Consider the following 19,411-nt stretch of genomic DNA (forward strand, 5'->3'; position numbering starts at 1 on the left):
GTGGGTGCTATCAAAGCGACGCGTCCGCGATCGTGCAGGTTGGAGTCGCGATGCTGTCCTTGACGAGACGTACATCCCAGGGGCCACGGATTTCATAGGTGACGCCACGCCAAACAATTCGACGGGCGAATGTGGCAATAAAGGCCGCGATTAATCCGAACGATGCCGCCAAGGCGATTGCTAAGGGGACGTAAAATGATCGCAGACCAAACGATGTCTCGACGGTCTCACCTTGCTTGCGGATTACTCTGCAAGCCTCGCTATCGATGATCAGCGTCTGTCCATAAGCAATCATCCAGGAAGCGAAATTGGCAAAAATTGCCCATGTCGCGGTATCATAACGCTGTGTGCATACACCGACGACGGCAAGTAGGATACCAAGGGAAGCTAAGCATAACGATAGCAGGTGATACCCGACCATCAATGGCCAAAGCGACGAGACATAGGTGCGTGTCCATGTCAATTGTCGGCGTAAGAATTGGTACGCGAACGGCAGGTCGCACACTTCATGGTTCGCCATAATTAGAGTTGGCACGAAAGCAAGTTTCAGTCCCAGTTCTTTGGCTGCTTCACGAATTGGACCATCATCAACGATTGACTTGCTCCATTTTTCACGCACATTTCCCTTTTCGATCAGGTCGCGTCGCATCGCCATCGAGCCCGCCCAGGGAATCTTGAAGGCAGCCATCACAATTAACCCCGGTGCGTTCCACGTTTGTCGCACCAGCGATCCCAAGTTCTTGCGTTTGGGCAAGAACCAACGATTACCAAACGTCGCTCCCACTTTGGAATCCTCCAGCGGTGCCACCAATTGACGCAACCAGGTCGCGTGAGGCTGAACGTCGGCATCGGCCAACACAACGATCTCGTGGTTTTCTTCGAGTTGATCAAGCAGTTGCACTAATGAGCTGTTCTTTAATCCACAGGTCAAGCGACGCTCGGCCAAAGACCACGCGCGGAGACGATGCGACCCAAATTCTTGGATAGCTTCTTTGACGATAGACCACGCGGGGTCTTCCGGTGAATCGACCACCACCATCACTTCGTAATGCGGATGGTCTTGCGACATCAAGCGACGTAAACAAGTGGCCAAGTGAGGATCCGCACCACGCAGACATAGAAATACGGCAGTCTTCCGCGATGGTGATATGGTTTCTCGGGGGGGCGGTGGAGTGCTGCGACGAAGTATCACGACCAGGTAGACTATCCAGCCCGTATTGAAAAGACCCAATAGCAGCAGGGCCCAAAACAAGATTTTCGCGATCAGCAGCAGCATGTCAAATCACTCATAACGTAGCGCGTCAATTGGATTTAGCTGGGAAGCTTTGCGAGCTGGGTAGTACCCAAATAAGATGCCGACACACGCGGCGACGGTGACGGCAACGAAGGGTGCCGACAGCGACCAAACGACTGGCCAGCCAATCACCTTGGCAACCACCACCGACCACCCGTGCCCGGCAAAGATTCCAACGATACCGCCGATCATGCAGAGCACGGTGGCCTCGATTAAGAACTGGCGAAGGATTGCCGCACGATCGGCACCCACAGCCATGCGGAGGCCAATTTCGCGGGTCCTTTCCGTAACCGAGACCAGCATAATATTCATGATGCCCACCCCACCGACCATCAAGGAAACGCCAGCGATGACCAGGCCGAGTGCTGACAAGCCCGCGACGACTTGATTGACCACTCTCGAAACCTCAGTGATATCATTCATGCGGTAGGCACCTTTGGGATCGACGTTGTGGCGACGCGACAGAACTGCCGTGATTTGTTCCCGTGCGCGCTCGACGTCTGACGGTGACTTGGCCTGCACATAGATTTGATGAACTTCCTCGCGGTGGACATTCGTGCCGAGCGAAGCCAATTGCATTTGCGGCATTAGATCGGAGAATGTGGTCACCCGCTGGGAGTTGCTAAATTGTTCGTTCACTCTGAACTTCAGCGTCGTCCAGGGGGCAATTAAGATATCATCTTGATCATTACCGATTACATCCCCACCCTTGGCCGTCAGCACACCGACAACCTGCAGCGGTACTCCGTTAACGCGGATTTCTTCGCCAATAGGGTACGAATCGTCAAATAAAGCTTTAATTACGGTCTGTCCTAACAAACAAACTTTGGCGGAGTCGAACACCTGTGAGTCTGTAAATCCCCGCCCCATCTCCAGCTGGTCCCAATTGCGTGCCTTAAGATAACCTGGCGTTGTACCGAGACATAGCGTGGGACGCCAGCGTCGGTTGCCGCGAACGATTTGCACGTGGGAATAAATTAGCGGAGCAGCAACGCGAACTGCATCGCACTGTTGGGCAACTGCGAGCACGTCATCGGGAACGATCTGAATGGGGCGTTGGCGGGTCCCATCGGATGCTCCTTTGCTGGGGCTGACCGTTAACATGCTCGCCCCCATGCTGGCAATCGTGTCTTCGATTGCCGCTGACGCGCCAGAACTCAGTTCCATCGTCGAAATGACTGAGGCGACGCCAATGATCACGCCGAGCATTGTCAGCGTAGTTCGCAAGAGGTTGCGCCGCAGCGCCGCCGTGGCAATGGAAATGGCATTCACAGTTGCCGCAATGGTCCAACCGTGGGTGCACAACTCAGCTGGTTCGCTTGCCCTTTCCGCTGCTTTGGGAGCCGGCTTCCCGAATGGAGGTTTGAGAAAATGTCCCCCGACTTCGCTATCCTCGACCACCAGACCGTCGCGCATGTGAATCACGCGATTCGCCTGTGCCGCCACCTCACTATCATGGGTAACGACCACGAGGGTGATCCCATGGTTTTCGTTGAGTTCGCGAAAAACGGCGAGAATTTCTTGCTCTGTACGAGAGTCCAAGTTTCCTGTCGGCTCGTCAGCCAACAATAACTGCGGCCGATTCACGAGTGCCCTGGCAATCGCCACTCGCTGTCGTTCACCACCGGAGAGTTGGTTGGGCATGTGATCAAAACGTCCCGACAGCCCCACTGAGTCGAGCAGCATGCGAGCATAGGCAAGGCGTTCGCTGCTAGTGCGGCCATCTTTTGCATAGATCGTCGGCAGCAGCACGTTGTCGATCGCTGTGGTGCGGGGCAGCAGATTGAAGTTTTGAAAAACAAAGCCAATCTTCTGACTGCGAAACGCTGCGAGCTCCGCAGCATCGAGCGTTGATAAATCTACTCCAGCGAGCTTGTAAGTACCTTGCGAGAGCGTATCCAAACTGCCCATTAGGTTCATCAGCGTCGTTTTCCCCGACCCTGAAGAGCCCATTAGGGCAACGTAGTCTCCAGCATCGATGTCCAGCGTGATGCCTTTCAGAACCGCGAGTTCCAAATCGCCAACGCGGTAGTCTTTTGTTAGTCCTTCCAGTTCGATCATAGTCATGGTAGCAATGGAGCTCTTGTTATCGCAGCGTTTTGACACTGGGAATGATTCGGGCGAGTGTCGTTTCGCGGATCGTCCCCACCACAACCGGCAGCGCTTCTTGGAGTCCTTCTGCGGAGACCGCCGTTTTTGTTCCGTCATCGACGCCGACATCCACCGGGATTGCCCGGACTTGACCATTCTCCGTGGCGACGTAGATACGCGCCGACCGCTTCGAATCATGTTCCGCGTCAAGGTGGAGGGCTTTTCCGTCGATACGGAAGGCTGCCGCTTGTCGCGTAGAGTCGGGTTGCCAATCTAGTGATTCGCTCGGTACCAACCAGACGTTGGTGAGATTGACTGTTTCCAACTGCACATCAGCGGTCATGTGTGGCAATAAATTTACCGCATGGGAGTCAATCTTCACGAGGACATCATAGGTGACAAAGTTTCCTTGAATTCTCGCATTCATCAATACCTGTTCAACGCTGCCTGTCAAAGTTGAATCACGATAGCCATCGACCGTAAAGACAACTGGCTGTCCTGGGAAAACCTTGCCGATATCCGTTTCACTAACTGAGGTGCGGACGCGCATTTGTTTGAGATCGGCGGAAATGAGAAACATTCCAGGGCTCGTAGGTCCAGCTTGCTGGCCAAGGTTTACGCGATGATCGATGACCACGCCGTCGATCGGCGAGCGAATTGTCGTCCGCGCTAAATTAATTTCAGCATATTGAATGTGTGATGCGGTTTGTTCGGTACGCGCTTTTGCCATTTGTAAGTCGGCTTGTGCGATGGCAAATTCCGTGGCGATACGGTCGTATTGACTTTCGGAGTTGGTGGAACGTAAACGCTCCGCTCGCTCTAGTTCTCGACTCGACTGATCCAGCCGTGTTTGTAGCCTGGCAGCTTCCGCCAAGGCTAGACGATGAGCAACGCGTGCTTGTTGCAATTCAATCTCATACAGCTGAGGATCGATTTGAGCCAGTATACCTCCTTGGTTGACTCGGGTTCCAACTGGGATGGGCGACTGAGACGACTGGTCAACCGCATGGCGGCTATTCCCATCGCCAAATGCAATTAATTTCCCGGATACTAAAGCTCCTACTTCGACAACTGACTTCGGTTCAATGGTGCCCGTGGCGGCGATAAACATCCGCAAATCACCACGCTTAATCGGTACTGTCCGCAGTGGTGGCAACGCGGCCAAGCTGCGGTGGACGTGCCATACTCCGGCAGCCAATAAAGTCGAGGTCACCGCTATGACCGCCGCCCAACTGGTGCGGCTACGAAATCTGCTAATCCATTTCATGTTGCCACTCAGGCTGCTGTTGAACCACGATGATTTCTTTTTATTGAAGATGAATCCTCGATGATCGTCTCAAGATGGGGGTGTGTTTGCAGACTCCCATCCACTAGCTTCACCACGCGATCTGCGGCAGCAAAGAAGCGATCATCATGAGTGATAGCGACGACTGTTTTTCCACGCCGCTTCAACTCGGGCACAATTTGCTGATAAAAGACTTGTTTGAAGCCCGGGTCTTGTTCGGCTGCCCATTCGTCAAAAACAAAAATGGGTCGATCATCAAGTGCCGCGACGAGCAGTGCCAATCGCTTGTGCTGGCCACGAGAGAGCTTGTCCTGTGAAATTTTGCCGGTTGGTAAGTCGACTTTGTCTTCCACACCGAGCAAGGTTAACCAACGTGTGACCTCTGCAGGGTCGACATCGATTCCGAGCAAGCGATCGAATAAATGGCCTTCGACGAAAATCGTGGAGAAAAGTTGCCTAAAATCTGCTCGATTATGATCGTCAACGATTTGATTATTCCAGCGAACTTCGCCTTGGGCTGGTAGATACAATCCCGTCAAACACTTGACGAGCGTTGTCTTACCGCTACCATTGCCGCCAGCAATGAATACCACTTCACCAGCGTTAAGGTTGAAATCGATTGGGCCTAGCTGGTAAGTAGGTTCGCCATGACTCTGATAGTTATATTGGATCGCCTGCAACTCAATATTGCGAAAGTGTGGTTTGTGTGCGCCGCTGGATTGATTTTCAGGTTGGTCAATTAGCAAGCCGAGCGTTTCGATTTTGGTCACAGCAATCCCGGCCGCGTTGAATGCGGGCAGCCAGCCAAGAATTCCATCAAGCGGGAAAGTCAGGTACAGAATCGTTAGAACATAACCAGTCAGTGTTGCACCGCTAACCGGCCACAGTTGCGGCCACACGAATAGCAGCAGACCGATGCCAATGAACAAGAATATTCGGCCCCAGCTGTGTGCAAATCCCTGAATGCTTTCGCCGCGAATCAGCGAATGCCGCATCCTTGAATCGGCTGGTAAGAGTACCTCGTAGACAAAGTCGAGGCAACGAGATGAATTGCTTTTCAGCTCCTTGATGCCAACGATCATCGCTCGTAACTGTTTAACGACCTCATCTTGATCCTCACGAGCTTGGCAGAGCGAGCGATTACCCAGGCGAATCCCACCCAAAAACATACCCACTCCGACGCCAGCCATGAGCACGGTCGCCGCCGCGAGCAGCGGTGAAAGAAATGCCAAATAGAGTAGGCCGCAGAAGAGCACCATCGCATTTGCGCAGACCGCCGGAAAGGACGACAACGCGTACGTGATCGCGCCCACGTCATCGATCAAAGTTGCCAGCAAGCGATGTTGGCCCACAGACTCAAGGGTAGACAATGGAGCAGAAATGATTTTTGAACAGAGCTCGTATCGCAAACGAGCAGCGGTTGCCTGAGAGAGACGCACCAGCATGAATTTAGCGGTCACTTGGGTAGCAAGTACGAACAAGCATGCTGCGGCAAACGCGAAGGGTAGCTCATTTGTCAATCGTGAGGATGTCGTGCTTTGGCTGGACGCTGTGAGTGCGTGATGAATCAAGGTGATCAGCGTTAAACTGGCCACGCCGCTCAGTGCACCCAGCATTGCGGACACCGAGCCGACACCCCAGGACGATCTGGCGAGCGATAACAACAGTTTCATGAGTGATGGCTGTATGTTTAGCTTCTCGTATTTCGGTTTCCTACTTGTTCGTTTTCGTCATGCTTGTGACCACAGGCGACAAAAAGATCGCTAAACCCGGATAAATCGCTGAATACGCAAAAATCCACCTAATCGCACTTTTTCAGGCAAAGTACGTCCCAGGTTATGAACGTGAGATCCGCGCCGGTACTTGCGGATGTTATCTACGGGGCATGCAGCAAGTTGCAGAGGAAGCCGTGATTTAAAGGACGATCGGGCTTCCAGCGGTTTTGGCGGCATGCCGTCCCATTTGTCCGGGAGGAATAAGTGTTGTGGGGAGCAGCAACATGCTGCTTGGCTGAGTAGACTGATGCAACTTGGCAAGTAACGTTGTGCCAGTCGGTACCATGCGAATAGCTTTAAGGAGTGTCTGAGGTGAATCCGCACCGAGTATCTTTTGATCAGGATCGGCGAGAATTACTCCGAGCTTCAGCTTGTGGGGCTGTCGGTGCCGCAGCCCTCATGGTGGGTGGTCCTCGTCTACTGTCGGCTAAGCACGCCGAGCTCATCGCGCAAGATGTTGAAGGTCCCCATCGGCTTCCATCCCGTCCCGCAGGCATCAAAGTGTTAATGCCGCGGAATCGTGTGCCCCTATCATTCATCATTGATGATTCGACCTGCCTGGTGAACATGGGGCATTTTTGCAACCCGCAATTCGCGGCCGCTTGGCCCAACCGCACCGAGTATCAAAAACCTTGGAGGACTTGGCCTCGCGAGATCCCGGATGCGTTTGTCCGTCTGTTTGGCGAGTGGTGTGCCGACCAGGGAGTGAAAGGCAAATACAGCATCGTCCCCAATCCCGCTTGCGTCGGTTGGCTCGACCGCGAACTGCCGGGGTGGTCGCGAGCGGAATTACAGTCCAGTCTAAAGCTTGTTCGCGAATTGATGGTTCCCAACTGGGACATTCATCCCGAGATGATCACGCACACGCGGGTGATCGATTTAAAGACCGGCAGACCGTTCAGCGAGATTAGCTCGGCAACCATGGAGAACTCTTATCCGCAAGAGAAGAAGAGCGTGGATGAATTGGCCGCCTATCTTGCCTATGCACTCCGCATCTTGAAAAACTGTGATCTACCCTGTGAAGGCGTCACGACTCCGGGAGGATTTGGGAATGCGGTGAAAAGCGAATTACCGCTGGCTGTCGATCAGGCGGTTCGCGACGTTTATGGCGTTGAACTGCCGCACTATTTCAAGTACGTCATCTCTGGCGACCAGAGCACCGAGCCGCAGCTGGAATGTCTACGCGGGCTGGGCACCGAGGATGTGCGAGTGACGGTAAATGTTCCGGCGGGTACGGGTGATTGGTTTGGCGGTTGGCAAGGCGATTCGCTCTCCGAACCTGATCGCTATTGCCATGTCCAGGCAACTAGCGGCCGCATGGTTGAACTGATCGATCGACGACAACCGGCAGTGATGCTTTGTCACTGGCCGGGCATGTATAGCAACGGTAGTGAAGAAGGTTTTAAAGCTTTCCAGCGAGTCGTTACCTCTTTGGCAAGCCGCTTTGCCAACGACACGATCTGGATGAAGGTCAGTGAGATTGCTCGGTACTGGGCTGCTAAAGAACTGACCGAGATTAAATACGAGGGCAACCGGCTGACGTTGACAGCGCCCTTTGCGACAGACCGATTTACGCTGCAGATCGACGGCGGAACGGGACCGGTCCACATTGAGCAGGGGAACGATCGCAGACCGTTGCGTGAAGTGCTCCAGCCGGCGACTTTGGATGCGGGCACGTGGATTGCCGATGGTGGAAAAATCGTCGCTTGTTTTGACTTGCCGAAAGGCACCAGTCAAATTGTGCTGGGAACAAATTCTTAGTCTTTCGGTTATATCAGCTGTTGAGCGTTAGCTCACGGTTTCGCGGAACCGCACGCTAGCGTGCTGAGGCTGATTCCGTTTTGCTTAATCACTTATCGGGAGGTGCTTAGCACGCACGTGCTGAGCGAGCAGGATTAACGCAGCAACAGTTGCAGTCCAGCGGACGGTACCGGTTTCAAACAGGATTGTGCCGCAAGCGACGATGAATGCTAGGAACAGGTATATTGCCGTATCAAACCATCCGCGGCAACGTTTTCCGGTCAAGCATGCTAGGCTGTAGCTCAGCCAGATTGCTGCGAATGCAAAGTTTACATAAACTCCCCAACTGGCCCGCACCCCAGTCATGCGGAACGAATCCTCCGCGGTGGCAGCCAGCGCCGCGTGATGATTCCAGTGATAGACGAAAGCGTAACTTGCCACGATATGAATCGACAGGAGCGCGGCCCCGATCAACCAAGACCAAGCAAATGCGGCTTGGAATTTCGTTAAACTAGGAGAGGATGCTGGCAAGTCGTTCTGCAATCGTGGCGGTGAGAGTCGACAAAGTGCTCCGATGAACCAAGCGACGCAGGCCAGCCAGACGGAGACGCGAACAAGCAGAAACTCAGCCATGGCAATTACGGACCACCGATTATTAATGAGTAGCAATATTATGAAGCGATTCGCACGACTATGCCTTTTTATCGTAAGTTGTTTGCCGCTGCATTCCGCGATTTCCGCCGAGGACAATGCTACGTTGTTTGAGTTCACCGAAGCTTCCGCGGTGAGCAAATGGCAGATTGTGAACGATGGAGTCATGGGGGGCCGGTCGACCAGCCAAGCTCGCATTGTCCCGCTCGAGTCGGGTGGTGCGATGATGCAGTTTTCCGGCAACCTATCCTTGGAAAATAACGGTGGTTTTGCTTCGGTTCGTTCTCGCCCCAGCGGATCGCTCGGTTTGGAGGCTGGTGATACGATCGTGCTACGAGTTAAAGGAGACGGGCGTCGTTATACGTTTAACCTTTACACTCCCGATCGACGCACCGCATTTTCGTATCAAACCGATTTTGATACGAAGCAGGGGGAATGGATCGAAATCAAACTGCCGGTTGATAAATTCGTAGCCCACTCCTTCGGTCGCCCGATGGCAAACATGCAGTTGGCGCCGGCCCGGGTGCAAGCCGTGGGGATTCTATTGGGCGACAAAAAACCGGGAGCGTTCGAGATCGCCATCGACTGGATTAAGATCGCCAAGTAGACCGCAAGTGAGGAATTGGTTTTTCAAGCTTCCTCGGCTCGCTCAAGTCGTTTGTTGCGAAACCCCCGATGCAACAGCAGGGCGGCTAGTCCGAATAACAGGGGCACGGTGATGAACGCTATTTGGTGTGCCGTAGCTGCTGGGACGGAGTTGTTGAACAAGTAAACTTCTTCGTCATAGGTGGCGTATCGCCTGGGCATCCCCGCCCGCATTGAGTTGGCGAGCAAGTAAATGAGGCTGGGCGCGGCGACAACTAGGCCGCCCAACACCAGCAGCACGGCACTCACATAGTAGCGTATCGTCGGTGGTGATTTGGCCGCAGGAGTCGTTGACGCTTTGTAGGGATTTACCATGGGGCCTGTCGCGGAAGTTAGAGCGATAAATTTCTCAGAACCCACCTTTGGATGCTGGGGGGCTCAATTCGGTCTACAATCCGGGGCACCGTTTTGCTATGCAAAGGGCTGATCTGCGACACGAGGTGGCAGGTCCGGTGAAATTTCCCTGGAAAAATCGATTGGTTCCGTGAACTGATTGAACAGCAGTGTCGAGGGCGAAGCATGCTTTATGCTAATAATTATCGCGGCTTAATTCCATTGGAACTGTACATAAAGCTACAAAATACATTTCCCCAATCTGAAGGCGAGAGCGATAGTTTTTGGCTGCAGAGGGTCAAAAGAGATCCGATGCTGGCTCGCAAGATGTTCGGTACCCGGGAGTTTAACACCGAGTTGGTTCAAGCCGTGCATCGTCGATCGATGGCGATGGCCGGAGCGCGGCGGGCCGGGCATGACACGGCGGGGCCGACGTTGATCAAGCTCACGAAACCGGGCAGCGTGAATGCCAAAGTAACGATCGCCGAACGCTACGCCAGCGATTTCATGGTGCCCGACTCGAACACGTACAGATATGCCAACGAAGCCTACGAACTGTTGTTGGAGCAGTTTGATGCCTTCACACCTGCTGGTGGCAGTATCTTTTGGAACGGCGTCAACGAACTAGCGTTAGCGAAACTGGTCGACCGGTGGAACACGGAACTGGGGGGAGAAATCTTCGGCCAGCTGGAAGCTACCACGGCGGCACGTTACGTCAACAAGCAGTTTGAGTGGGATGAGGGCGGCGTTTTCCAACGATACTTTACCGACGTATCGGACCAACTCGGCCGCTCGGCGAGGGGCCATGTGACCTCGGTCGTACGCTGCGGTCTGCGACACGACTCGATCTTCACCGTGACCGAATTGCCGCGGATGCTGCGGCAGATGGAAGATCAGATCAAGTTGAAGCAAACGCCGGTGGTTACCGATCTGACGATCGTCGTCATTGAGCCCAAGCATCTGGAGAATCGGCCGGTGATGGCGTTTACCAATAATGACATCACCATGATTCCGATCGTTCGTCCTGTCGAACGTCGTATCAACGGGCGAGATGATTGCACGATCGATAGTCATCTCCCTCTCAATGCTCGCGTGCGGGAGTTTTGGGCACAGCGAGGTCGCCAGCCCGAGAGCGCCGCCGCAACCAGGATTCAAAAAGAGTTTGAGAGTTTGGTCAGGTGGCCCTGATGATTAGGAAGTCACACGATAGGATGTGGCAAATCCAGTGCCGAGCTCGACTCAGTGGGCTTTTTTCTTATTGCAGCGCCGGGTTGGTACGGCAATTCAGATTTGCAGTAACCGACGAGACCGGAATGTTGCGCAGCGAAACTCGCTTTAATCGTGCTTTCCCATCAGGTGTCTTGCCGCGCGATAAATCATCAGGAATATCCCGCTGGTGAGCACCCCAATCACGAGTCCGCCGAAGGAGCCGACTAGCGCTCCGCCATACCAGGGCAAGTCCCAACGCGGATACAGCAACGCCAGGATCGCGCCGATTGCGGCTACCAAAAGCACCGCTGCGAAAATGAAAATTGCCTGAAACTTGTTGTCACTCCAACGCACGTTTACACCCGTCACCGTATCGGTGACCACGTTGTACGCAGCTTTCATATCGCTTGCGGAGTGCGTTCCCCCTATGCCGTCACTTGGTTCACCCGTAGTCGGTTGAAATGGATTGTCGGACATGCGTTTTTCTCGTTGGTGGCTACGGTAGGACGGGGCTCCAGGCCCGTCTGCTGACAAACCCGGCTGTCGGTTTGGAAACGATCGGCAAATGAGTCATGCTTCGTTACTCGGATGCAGCGTTGCTCAGTGCTTTCGCAGGGCGAAAGTTAGTTTAATTTATACGCCAGATTCTTGTTCGCATGTAAATCGTCCTCTCACTAAGGCCGATTGGGGTGATCCGAGCGAATCGCAAGTAGCTGAGGTCTCCAGCCCGCACCGGTCTGAAAAAATGCGATCACGCTCAGCTGCGCATCAAAATCGCCGGCAATTAATCCGCGTTACCCTCAGGGTATTTTAATTGAATCGATGGCTTGCATTTACATTAGATTGCTGTAGTATTGTCTTAGCGGTAATTTATTTTACGTTTGGAGCAGTTTGATGTCAATTCAAAAGCGGGTGCGGCAGGTGATCGAATTCGATGATTACAAATCAAACGCGTTGGCTGACAAGTTGGAGATCCCGCGACCGACGCTAAGTCGTTTTGTCAACGAAGTGCGGGGGATTCAATTCGATTATTTGCAGCGAATTTGCAATTTCCTGCAACTTGAATTGGTGCGGATCATTGATGATCCAGAGGTTTATTGCGAGGAAGTGTGGAAGAACGGAGGTCTTGAGCGGGCCAAGCTCGAATTTGAATTAAGAAAAGACGAAGCGTGGGATGCCTACCTGGAGGAAAACTTCGAGCCGGATCCGCAGGAGTTGAACGCCTTTGCCGAGGAACAGTGGAGGGCGTACGCGTTAAGAGAGTGGCCAGCCTATGCGGAGATGAACGCATTGGACGTTACCGATGTGGATGAGGTGGCCTGTTGGCGGGAGCATGAGTATTCGGATTGGCTGGAAGCGCTGACTGAGCAATGGGAGGAGCAAGCGAAGGAAGCTTGGATTGACCAGGAATATGAAGAGTGGTCGCAAGAGTATGATGACAAATTAGAAGATGAGGAATTTTTGTTTGAGTTTTTTCGTGAGTGGCTGATGGAAAGTATGGCGGAGCAGCCTTGGATTTACTTACGGGGGTCCGCAGGAAAACTGGCGGTTGGGGGCTGATCAATGACGATCGTCTAGGCCGATTTTGTTCAGCCACATTTGTTGCTGGAAATGCAGCGCCGCAGATTGCAGGTAAAGGTGGGTCGCCAAGTACACTTGCTCGAATTGTTGTGGCAATTTCTCTTTACCGGCTCCACGCGTCGGCATTTCCAGCTCGCGTTCTTTGGCCGTCAGCGCGAGCAGATCTAACAGTTCGGCGGCGGTGTGTTGGTGATGTCGCAGCAGCAAGGAACGATCTCTGAGATGTGTTTCGGAGGTTACTTCGGCGACCCCTTGGCGCCCTCCCAGCGCGATCGCAATTTGCCGACGTCGCAGTGGCTCCAGGCCGTCCAGGGGTGAACCCTCGAAGGCTCCTCTCGAGTGCTCCGCTTTTGTTTCCAAATGGACTTCTTCACTCCACCGCTGAATTCCAATTACGTGATGACGTTCTAAGAGATCGCAACCAACATTACAGATTTCTTTCCACTCGTCAGGAAGTTTGAGCGTGGGCCGGGGCGTCAGCTGCATTGATTCCCTACCCGCTTCCTCCCCCTGCCCCGCAGCGATCGCCAGCAGGTCGACTTCTCCAGCTGCGTTCAGTCTCAAGCGGCCGAGGCAACGCAGCATGAGTCCCGGGCAGCGAGATAGCAGGGTTAGATTTTCCCGGAACGGTACGTGGGGATGGTCGATAGCGATTCTCATTTTCCAGGGAGCCATGCTTTCGCCAACGCGCACCACCAACGCGGAGCCTTGTGCACCGACGACTTGGCCAGTGAACGCAATTAAATTCCAGCCAGCGATTCGATCGTTTACGGGGAGGGCCGCGTTGGCGAAGATTGTTTGGATCTGTGCTGCCAGTGCTGTTCCAAAAAGGCCGCGCGAAAAGGGTGCTTGCTCGAGCGGGCGTTTCGTGATCGCCCAGCGGGTGTTTTTTCCTTTGCCCAGGCGACCATCTTGAGAAACGGTGAGATTTTGCACTAAGATTTGACCACGGCACATTTCGGCGGCTTGGAGCGTCTGGCTCCCCACATCAATCCCGCCTCGGTAGGCTTGCGAGATCCATTGGCGATCTCCGGGACGCAGATGGTTGACCGAAAACAACTCCGTTGCTTTCGTTGCTTCGCCGGCATCCGCGCCTTGCACATGGACGACCACTCCGGCGTAACCACTCAGCGTGAGCACTGGCTCGGCGCAGAGTCCTGTTAGCTTCTTTAGATCGCAGGCGGCGAATTGGCGGCGGGACTGTCCGATCAGCGCTGACGTGACATGCTGGTTTCGCAGCAGTTGGTCACAGTGATATAAGCCCACGCCGATTCCGTCGGCCAGCGAATGTGTATCCGCCGTATCGAGGGCCTCCCGTTGGCGACGTACACTTTCAACGACACGCAGCAGCAGGTTACCCAAGTTGATGAGCCCAGCGGCCCGGCAGCTGTGTGCCGCTCGCAACAGCCCGGATTGTCTTAACAAGTCAGCACGTCGTCCGCCGCTGCGAGTCAGCAGTCTTAATTCCTCGCGGGCAGTTTGGCCGGCGGTTCGCATCGCTGGTGCCACCTCGATAAATGTCGCTTGCCCTAGGCTTTCCAGCGTCCCGATAGTAGACACCGCGGGGTGAGACGCGTTCGGCTCGATAACATCTTGAGGCTCAGCAGTATCTTGAGGTTCTTGGCCATCCTGAGATTCGGCGGGTGCCAGCGTGTTGAGGCAGGCCAAGATATGAAAGCAACGTGGCGAGAGTAGGCAAGTGCAAGCGGCGGCGGAGGTTGTGGCTAGCACCCCCTGCTCTACCTTCAAAGTAACCTGTTCTTCCCCACTGTTGATTAACCAACCTTCGGCGCTGGCTAGCCATTCCCATTGCTGAGCCGCATCGGGAGTTTTGTCTAGCCGTTTTCTCACGCGCCCCGGAGCGGCATCGATGAACTGAGCGAGAGTCAGCGGCACGATCAGCGGTCGCCGTGGTTGCTCGGTCATACGGCACCATTCGGTTGTGGCTGCGAAGCGCCGCTGGCATGTCCGCGAATTTGGTCGCCGACCCAACGTGCCAGTTGTTCGGGAGCAACGGCGGCGACCGACATGCCAGCTGACGCGGCCAGATTCGCGTAGCCTTGATGAAAGCGAGCGACTCCGGCGTCATCCAAAGCAGCCAAGCCCAGGCAGCGTACGCCACTCTCGGCGAGCTGCCTGATTTCCCCCATCATCTCACCGACGCTGACACCTTCCTCAAAGTCGGAGACCAAGACCAGCAGCGTACGTTGGGGAACTGAGATCTTTGCGCGGGCGGCTGCGAGGCCCAAACCAATTCGGGTGCCACCTCCGACCTGAACTTCTAACAGCAGCGACAAGGGGTCGACAACCTTATCGCTCAAGTCAATCACTTCGGTGCTGAACGCCAGAAAGCTGACTGACAGGGCGGGCAGTTCTGCGAAGACCGCCGCGCAGATGGCGCTGTAGATTACGGAGGCTGTCATGGAGCCTGAGACGTCGACCACGAAGGTGAGGTGCCAATCCATTTCGCGGCGCGCGGTGGAATGGAATACCAACCGTTTGGCAATGACGCTCGGTTTGCCATTTTGTCGGCGATAAACATTCGCCAGATTTTCGTGAATGGTTCGACGCAGATAGAGTTTGCGACTTCGGCGACGGGTGGGCCGCGTGGAGGCGAGGCCATTGAGGGCAGGCTGCAACCGTACCGCCAATTGTTCGGCCAGCGCCGCTGTGATGCGTTTGGCCAATTTGCGCAGCTTCTCCGCGCGTTGTTCCGGCAGTCCACCCGCCAGCGAGAGTACTTGTCGCAATAGATCAATGCTTGGTGTCACTCGGTTCGGATCCAATAGGTTGACTGCCGCCACGTTCCCGCGTTCAATCGCTTCCGCTACGACTTCCTGGCAGACATCAGAGCCAAACAGCTTTTCTAAATCATCCGACCATTCTAGCAGCGTGGGTTGAGGTGCTTGATCACCGCCGCCGCGAGGGCTAGAGTCACGATTGCCAATTGCATCGCGTGCGCCTTCGCCTTTGCCATGGCCGTACAATTCGTCCAAGCGACTCGCGGCGCACGTGGCTGGGGATTTTTTCTCCGGGGGCACGCCGAGTATCATTCGCCATCGATCGGCAATTGGGATCTGATGGTCGGCTCGCTTGTCGAGCAGGTTTATCGTGGTTGCGGGTAAATCTGTGGCCAGATTCGTTGGTACTTGCTGGGGAATGGCAAAATTAAAATCGGGCATGACTTCATGGATTCTGGCTCTACCCCGCAGATCAGCGTCTCGCAAGGTAGCCGCCCATAAGCCGGCATCGGCAACGACCTGAGCATCAGCGATATCCATTCGCAGGGCAAGACCTCGGTCTGAGTGCAGTTCCAAACGTACGCGGAGCAGCCTTTGGCGATCGGCTGGGGAGAATTCCTGAAATGCGCCGCGGAGTGCGGGAAGTCGCTGAATAAACCCGTCATCGCCGATTGCTAGCAGGCGATTTTCCAAACCGGCCAACCAACTGGGGTCACAGACCATGTGGGGAAACAAGACTTGAGTAAGCCCCAGCAGACGCCCACGCAGTTGTTGGCGTCCCTGTTTGCTAGTGGCTGCATCGAACCAGCCACCGATCAGTTCGGCGAGTTGCGGGCGATCGAATTTTTCAAATAACGCGAGCACGCCAGCTGACAATCCCCGCATACCGTCGCTGCCTCGCTGCAGCGTTTGGTCACACCAGCGAATCAACCGTTGGGCATTACGTGTTCGGTTATCATAAAACCAATGTGTTAGATCACTGACGCCATGGATATCTTGTTTATCTTTGGACCCTGCTATTCCCTCCAGTCGCTGCAAGGTAGCTTCTAACAATTGCGGGGCAAGATTGGCAAAGGGAGCCGTATCAAAGCGGGGGATGTAAGGTGGTAAGGCATTTGCGTCGTCGATAGGAAGTGCCGCGACGTGCCCCGCTTCGATTCGTCCCCAGAGGGTTAGCGCTTTGGTTAGTTCCGATAACCCGGCTGTTTTCAAGTACATGCCAGTTAGCGAAGCTAAGTCGTTAACCAACAACTCGTTGAGGCCACATTCGGCTGCCAATTCCAAGCGTTCCAACAGTTGGACTGGATGCAGCGGTTCGCCACTTGGTTCACCGAGGCGAGCTTGAGCTTGTTGATAACGATGGCTGAGAGCTCCAGCGACCGCTTGCGGCAACGTGACGCCAAAGCGGGAGACCGATTCAATCGTCGCGGAGGTACCTTGTTTCCAGCCAACCTGCCAGCGTTCGGTTAGATTTTCACGCTCGCCCGTGGCAATGGTATCCACGCGTTCGGCATAGGGAATGCCGACCACGCAGAGCCGTCGTAAGTTGACCGCTTTGACGCGATCGCGAGGCGAACGAAGAATATCGAGTCGGATTTCGCGGGGTGATCCCTTGGCTTCGGCCGACGTGGGCAAAGCAAAGCTACCTAGCAACTCATCAATCGCTAGGGCTAAACCGCAACGCGGAGTTCGTGGTGAGACGCTACCCCGCCGTCGGCCGATCAACACCGGTTCGGCCGCTTTAGCGATTTCGCGAGCCCGTCCGTTCAGCTCTCCATGGGCGAGACACGTTTCGATAGCCTCGATTAATTCGCTCCGCCCGGCCGCTGGCAAACGACGCAGGTTAGCGAGGTCTCGCATCATCCGAATGACTTCGGTGGCATCGGGCGTTCCGGCAACATGTCCGCGTTTACGCATCGAACGACAGATATCGACAACCAATTCGACTGACGCTGCGTCCATGGCTGGGGAGTTTTCGGCAGCAAACATGCGTTGATGCCAGACGGGGTCGCGGATGCCAGCGGGGTAGCCACTGCGTTCGTCTAATTGTTCGAAGCCATAGGGTACTAGGCTAACTCCGACTGTTTCGGGGGCCCATTCCATTGCTTGTAAAACTTGTGCGTCCGCAGCCGCATGCGTTTCAATCGCAGTTGCCGTTAGCACTGGAGCATGGAATGCACCAACGATGGCGACGCAGCGGTTTGAGGCGTCGCGAATTGCTTGTCGCATGACCGCCTCACGCAACAAATCACGCGAATCGATCTTGGCGTGACTGGAACGTATTGCCCAACCAAAGGTCAGACCCGCTTTGCGGACATCCTCTGCGTCGGTGGTCATCGCGGGCGATTCGACCAGACGTTCCCACAGCTGGCCGGTATCGTTCGCTTGAGTCCGCCGCATCAGGGCCGCCAGCAAATTTTGAAACTCGGTGTTAGTGTCTGACTGTGACGTTGTTTCCGCCGGCTCGTTTTGTGTTAGGCGAGCGCTAACCGAGAGGTCGCAGGGGATGACGGGAACCCCATGCTTGATCGCCCAGCGCACGGCGACGAATTCCGGCGAAAAATCAGCTAACGGATAAAAACCGAGCGATCCGTTTGCGTCCACCGCGGAGATCGCGACGGGAGCTTTGGTTTCAGGGTCCGCCAGATACTCGAGCCAAGGAGCAAAGTCGCTCGGTAGTTCGACCAGCACAGTCGTCGGCGCGAAACGTTCGAGCAGCGTGTTGATGACGCGGGCGATCGCCGCGGAGTGATGACGCACACCAATGAGCAGCGGGGTTTGACAAGCGGCCAGCGAATCGATGACAGCCTGTGGATTGTGCTCAGCCGCTGTTTCCGACACGGTCGTTTCCTTACTTTTGGAATGAAGCTTAGCGATCGATGGTTTCACGCAATTCATGCAAGCGTTTCCACAACACTCCTCCCAGTTCCGCTCTACGTCGCACGGGGCCATCCCAATAGTTCAGTAGCCTTTCACGGTCTTTGGAATCATCTTTCATCACCACGCCCAGTAGGTGTCCGGGAAGGCGAGTCACCGGGTCAAACCCGGAGGGGAAAAATGCCGCTTCACGCATTACGGCTGCCGTCACGGCAACTGCTTCCGCAGTACTCATCACGGTCCCCGGCCGTTCGACTTGCCAACCTTCCTCGGTCCGTCCCGACCGCAAGTCCCGGAACACAGTCACCAATAGTTCGACCAACGAAGCATCGACGGTCTGCGGACGGCGGCCCATCGCCAACAATGCCGTCGCCCGCCCCATCACCAAACGCACTTCGCTCTCAGCATCTGAGATCGGAGCGATCGTCTCAAAGTTAAATCGTCGTTTCAGCGCGGCGGACATTTCCGAAACTCCCCGGTCACGCAAATTGGCAGTCGCGATTAGGTTAAATCCGGGAGCGGCAAACAGGCTGCCCTCTTCATCCATTAACTCGGGAATCGCCAATCGCCGTTCGCTCAATAATGAAATTAAGCCATCCTGTACTTCCGGTAGGCAGCGGGTGACTTCTTCAAAGCGAACAATTTTCCCTCGTTTCATTCCTTGCATCACGGGGGAAGGCACTAATGCTTCCGGGGTAGGACCGCGATCAAGCAACAACGCGTAATTCCAGCCGTAACGAATCTGGTCTTCGGTCGTGCCGGCGGTTCCTTGGACCGTCAGCGCGCTGGTGCCGCTGATCGCGACGGCTAATAACTCTCCCAACATCGACTTGGCGGTGCCAGGTTCGCCCACCAACATCAGACCGCGCTCACCGGCTAATGTTACCACGCATCTCTGAATGATATCCCGAGGGCCAACGAACTTAGCGTCAATGACGCGAGCCGTTTGTTTTGATTTGCCGATTTTCTCGCCATCCGTTCCGCAAATAAAGTCAACGACGCTCTGCGGAGATAGCAGCCAATTCTCCGGTCGATCGGTCGCCTCGGCTGCGGACAGCTGTTGCAGGTCACTGGCATAACGAACCTCAGCCGGTGGCAGCTGCTGATTCACCGACGGGTTCGCGGGGGAGGGTTTGTTATCCCCAACATCGATGCCTTGATTCGGAGGGGCACTTTTCTTTTTTGCCAT

Annotated in this window: 14 protein-coding genes; 4 read left to right on the plus strand and 10 right to left on the minus strand. The window is 54.9% G+C overall.

Translation table 11 applies throughout. The annotated features are described in order from the left end of the window. Positions 1-10: 10 nt before the first annotated feature. From SH139x_RS11525 to SH139x_RS11540, 4 genes are read right to left on the minus strand one after another with little or no spacing between them, the layout of a single operon-like run. Positions 11-1,276, minus strand: a complete 1,266-nt coding sequence (locus SH139x_RS11525; protein WP_488355360.1) for a glycosyltransferase — start codon at positions 1,274-1,276, stop codon at positions 11-13. Between the two features lie 6 nt (positions 1,277-1,282). Next, on the minus strand, positions 1,283-3,361 hold the full coding sequence (locus SH139x_RS11530) for an ABC transporter permease (protein ID WP_488355361.1): 2,079 nt from the start codon (positions 3,359-3,361) through the stop codon (positions 1,283-1,285). Positions 3,362-3,380: 19 nt separating this feature from the next. Then, positions 3,381-4,652: an efflux RND transporter periplasmic adaptor subunit gene (locus SH139x_RS11535; protein WP_488355362.1), complete on the minus strand. Its 1,272-nt coding sequence runs from the start codon at positions 4,650-4,652 to the stop codon at positions 3,381-3,383. A gap of 8 nt (positions 4,653-4,660) precedes the next feature. Continuing rightward, positions 4,661-6,343: a cyclic peptide export ABC transporter gene (locus SH139x_RS11540; protein WP_488355363.1), complete on the minus strand. Its 1,683-nt coding sequence runs from the start codon at positions 6,341-6,343 to the stop codon at positions 4,661-4,663. A 414-nt stretch (positions 6,344-6,757) separates the two neighbouring features. Between SH139x_RS11540 and SH139x_RS11545 the strand changes: the two genes are divergently transcribed. Next, complete coding sequence (locus SH139x_RS11545; RefSeq protein WP_488355364.1) at positions 6,758-8,206, plus strand: hypothetical protein; 1,449 nt, start codon at positions 6,758-6,760, stop codon at positions 8,204-8,206. A gap of 84 nt (positions 8,207-8,290) precedes the next feature. On the opposite strand, the gene SH139x_RS11550 is transcribed toward SH139x_RS11545, so the two are convergent. Then, positions 8,291-8,818 (minus strand): hypothetical protein, encoded by a 528-nt coding sequence (locus SH139x_RS11550; protein ID WP_488355365.1) that lies wholly within the window; start codon positions 8,816-8,818, stop codon positions 8,291-8,293. Between the two features lie 40 nt (positions 8,819-8,858). Here SH139x_RS11550 and SH139x_RS11555 point away from each other — a divergent pair, with 40 nt between their 5' ends. Continuing rightward, entirely contained in the window at positions 8,859-9,443 is a 585-nt protein-coding gene (locus tag SH139x_RS11555) for a CIA30 family protein (protein WP_488355366.1), read from the plus strand. Positions 9,444-9,466: 23 nt separating this feature from the next. Here the strand turns inward: SH139x_RS11555 and SH139x_RS11560 are convergent, their stop codons facing one another. After that, positions 9,467-9,796 carry a hypothetical protein gene (locus SH139x_RS11560; RefSeq protein WP_488355367.1) on the minus strand — a complete coding sequence of 110 codons (330 nt, stop codon included), beginning with the start codon at positions 9,794-9,796 and terminating at the stop codon, positions 9,467-9,469. A 330-nt stretch (positions 9,797-10,126) separates the two neighbouring features. Here SH139x_RS11560 and SH139x_RS11565 point away from each other — a divergent pair, with 330 nt between their 5' ends. Continuing rightward, on the plus strand, positions 10,127-11,002 hold the full coding sequence (locus tag SH139x_RS11565; protein WP_488355368.1) for a hypothetical protein: 876 nt from the start codon (positions 10,127-10,129) through the stop codon (positions 11,000-11,002). Positions 11,003-11,149: 147 nt separating this feature from the next. On the opposite strand, the gene SH139x_RS11570 is transcribed toward SH139x_RS11565, so the two are convergent. Further along, on the minus strand, positions 11,150-11,500 hold the full coding sequence (locus SH139x_RS11570) for a hypothetical protein (RefSeq protein WP_488355369.1): 351 nt from the start codon (positions 11,498-11,500) through the stop codon (positions 11,150-11,152). Between the two features lie 417 nt (positions 11,501-11,917). Between SH139x_RS11570 and SH139x_RS11575 the strand changes: the two genes are divergently transcribed. Continuing rightward, complete coding sequence (locus tag SH139x_RS11575) at positions 11,918-12,583, plus strand: helix-turn-helix domain-containing protein (RefSeq protein WP_488355370.1); 666 nt, start codon at positions 11,918-11,920, stop codon at positions 12,581-12,583. On the opposite strand, the gene SH139x_RS11580 is transcribed toward SH139x_RS11575, so the two are convergent. Genes SH139x_RS11580 through SH139x_RS11590 form a run of 3 tightly spaced genes read right to left on the minus strand, consistent with a single transcriptional unit; the run spans position 12,584 to position 19,411 of the window. Next, positions 12,584-14,530, minus strand: coding sequence for a hypothetical protein (locus SH139x_RS11580; protein WP_488355371.1), 1,947 nt, complete (start codon positions 14,528-14,530; stop codon positions 12,584-12,586). Beyond that, positions 14,527-18,243, minus strand: coding sequence for a DUF5682 family protein (locus SH139x_RS11585; protein WP_488355372.1), 3,717 nt, complete (start codon positions 18,241-18,243; stop codon positions 14,527-14,529). The genes SH139x_RS11580 and SH139x_RS11585 overlap by 4 nt, the downstream gene beginning before the upstream one ends. Continuing rightward, on the minus strand, positions 18,215-19,411 hold the full coding sequence (locus tag SH139x_RS11590) for an ATP-binding protein (RefSeq protein ID WP_488355373.1): 1,197 nt from the start codon (positions 19,409-19,411) through the stop codon (positions 18,215-18,217). Before SH139x_RS11590 ends, SH139x_RS11585 begins: the two co-directional genes overlap by 29 nt.

The sequence above is a fragment of the Kothea flammea genome, from assembly GCF_052161645.1.
Taxonomy (GTDB): Bacteria; Planctomycetota; Planctomycetia; order Pirellulales; family Pirellulaceae; genus Laterigemmans.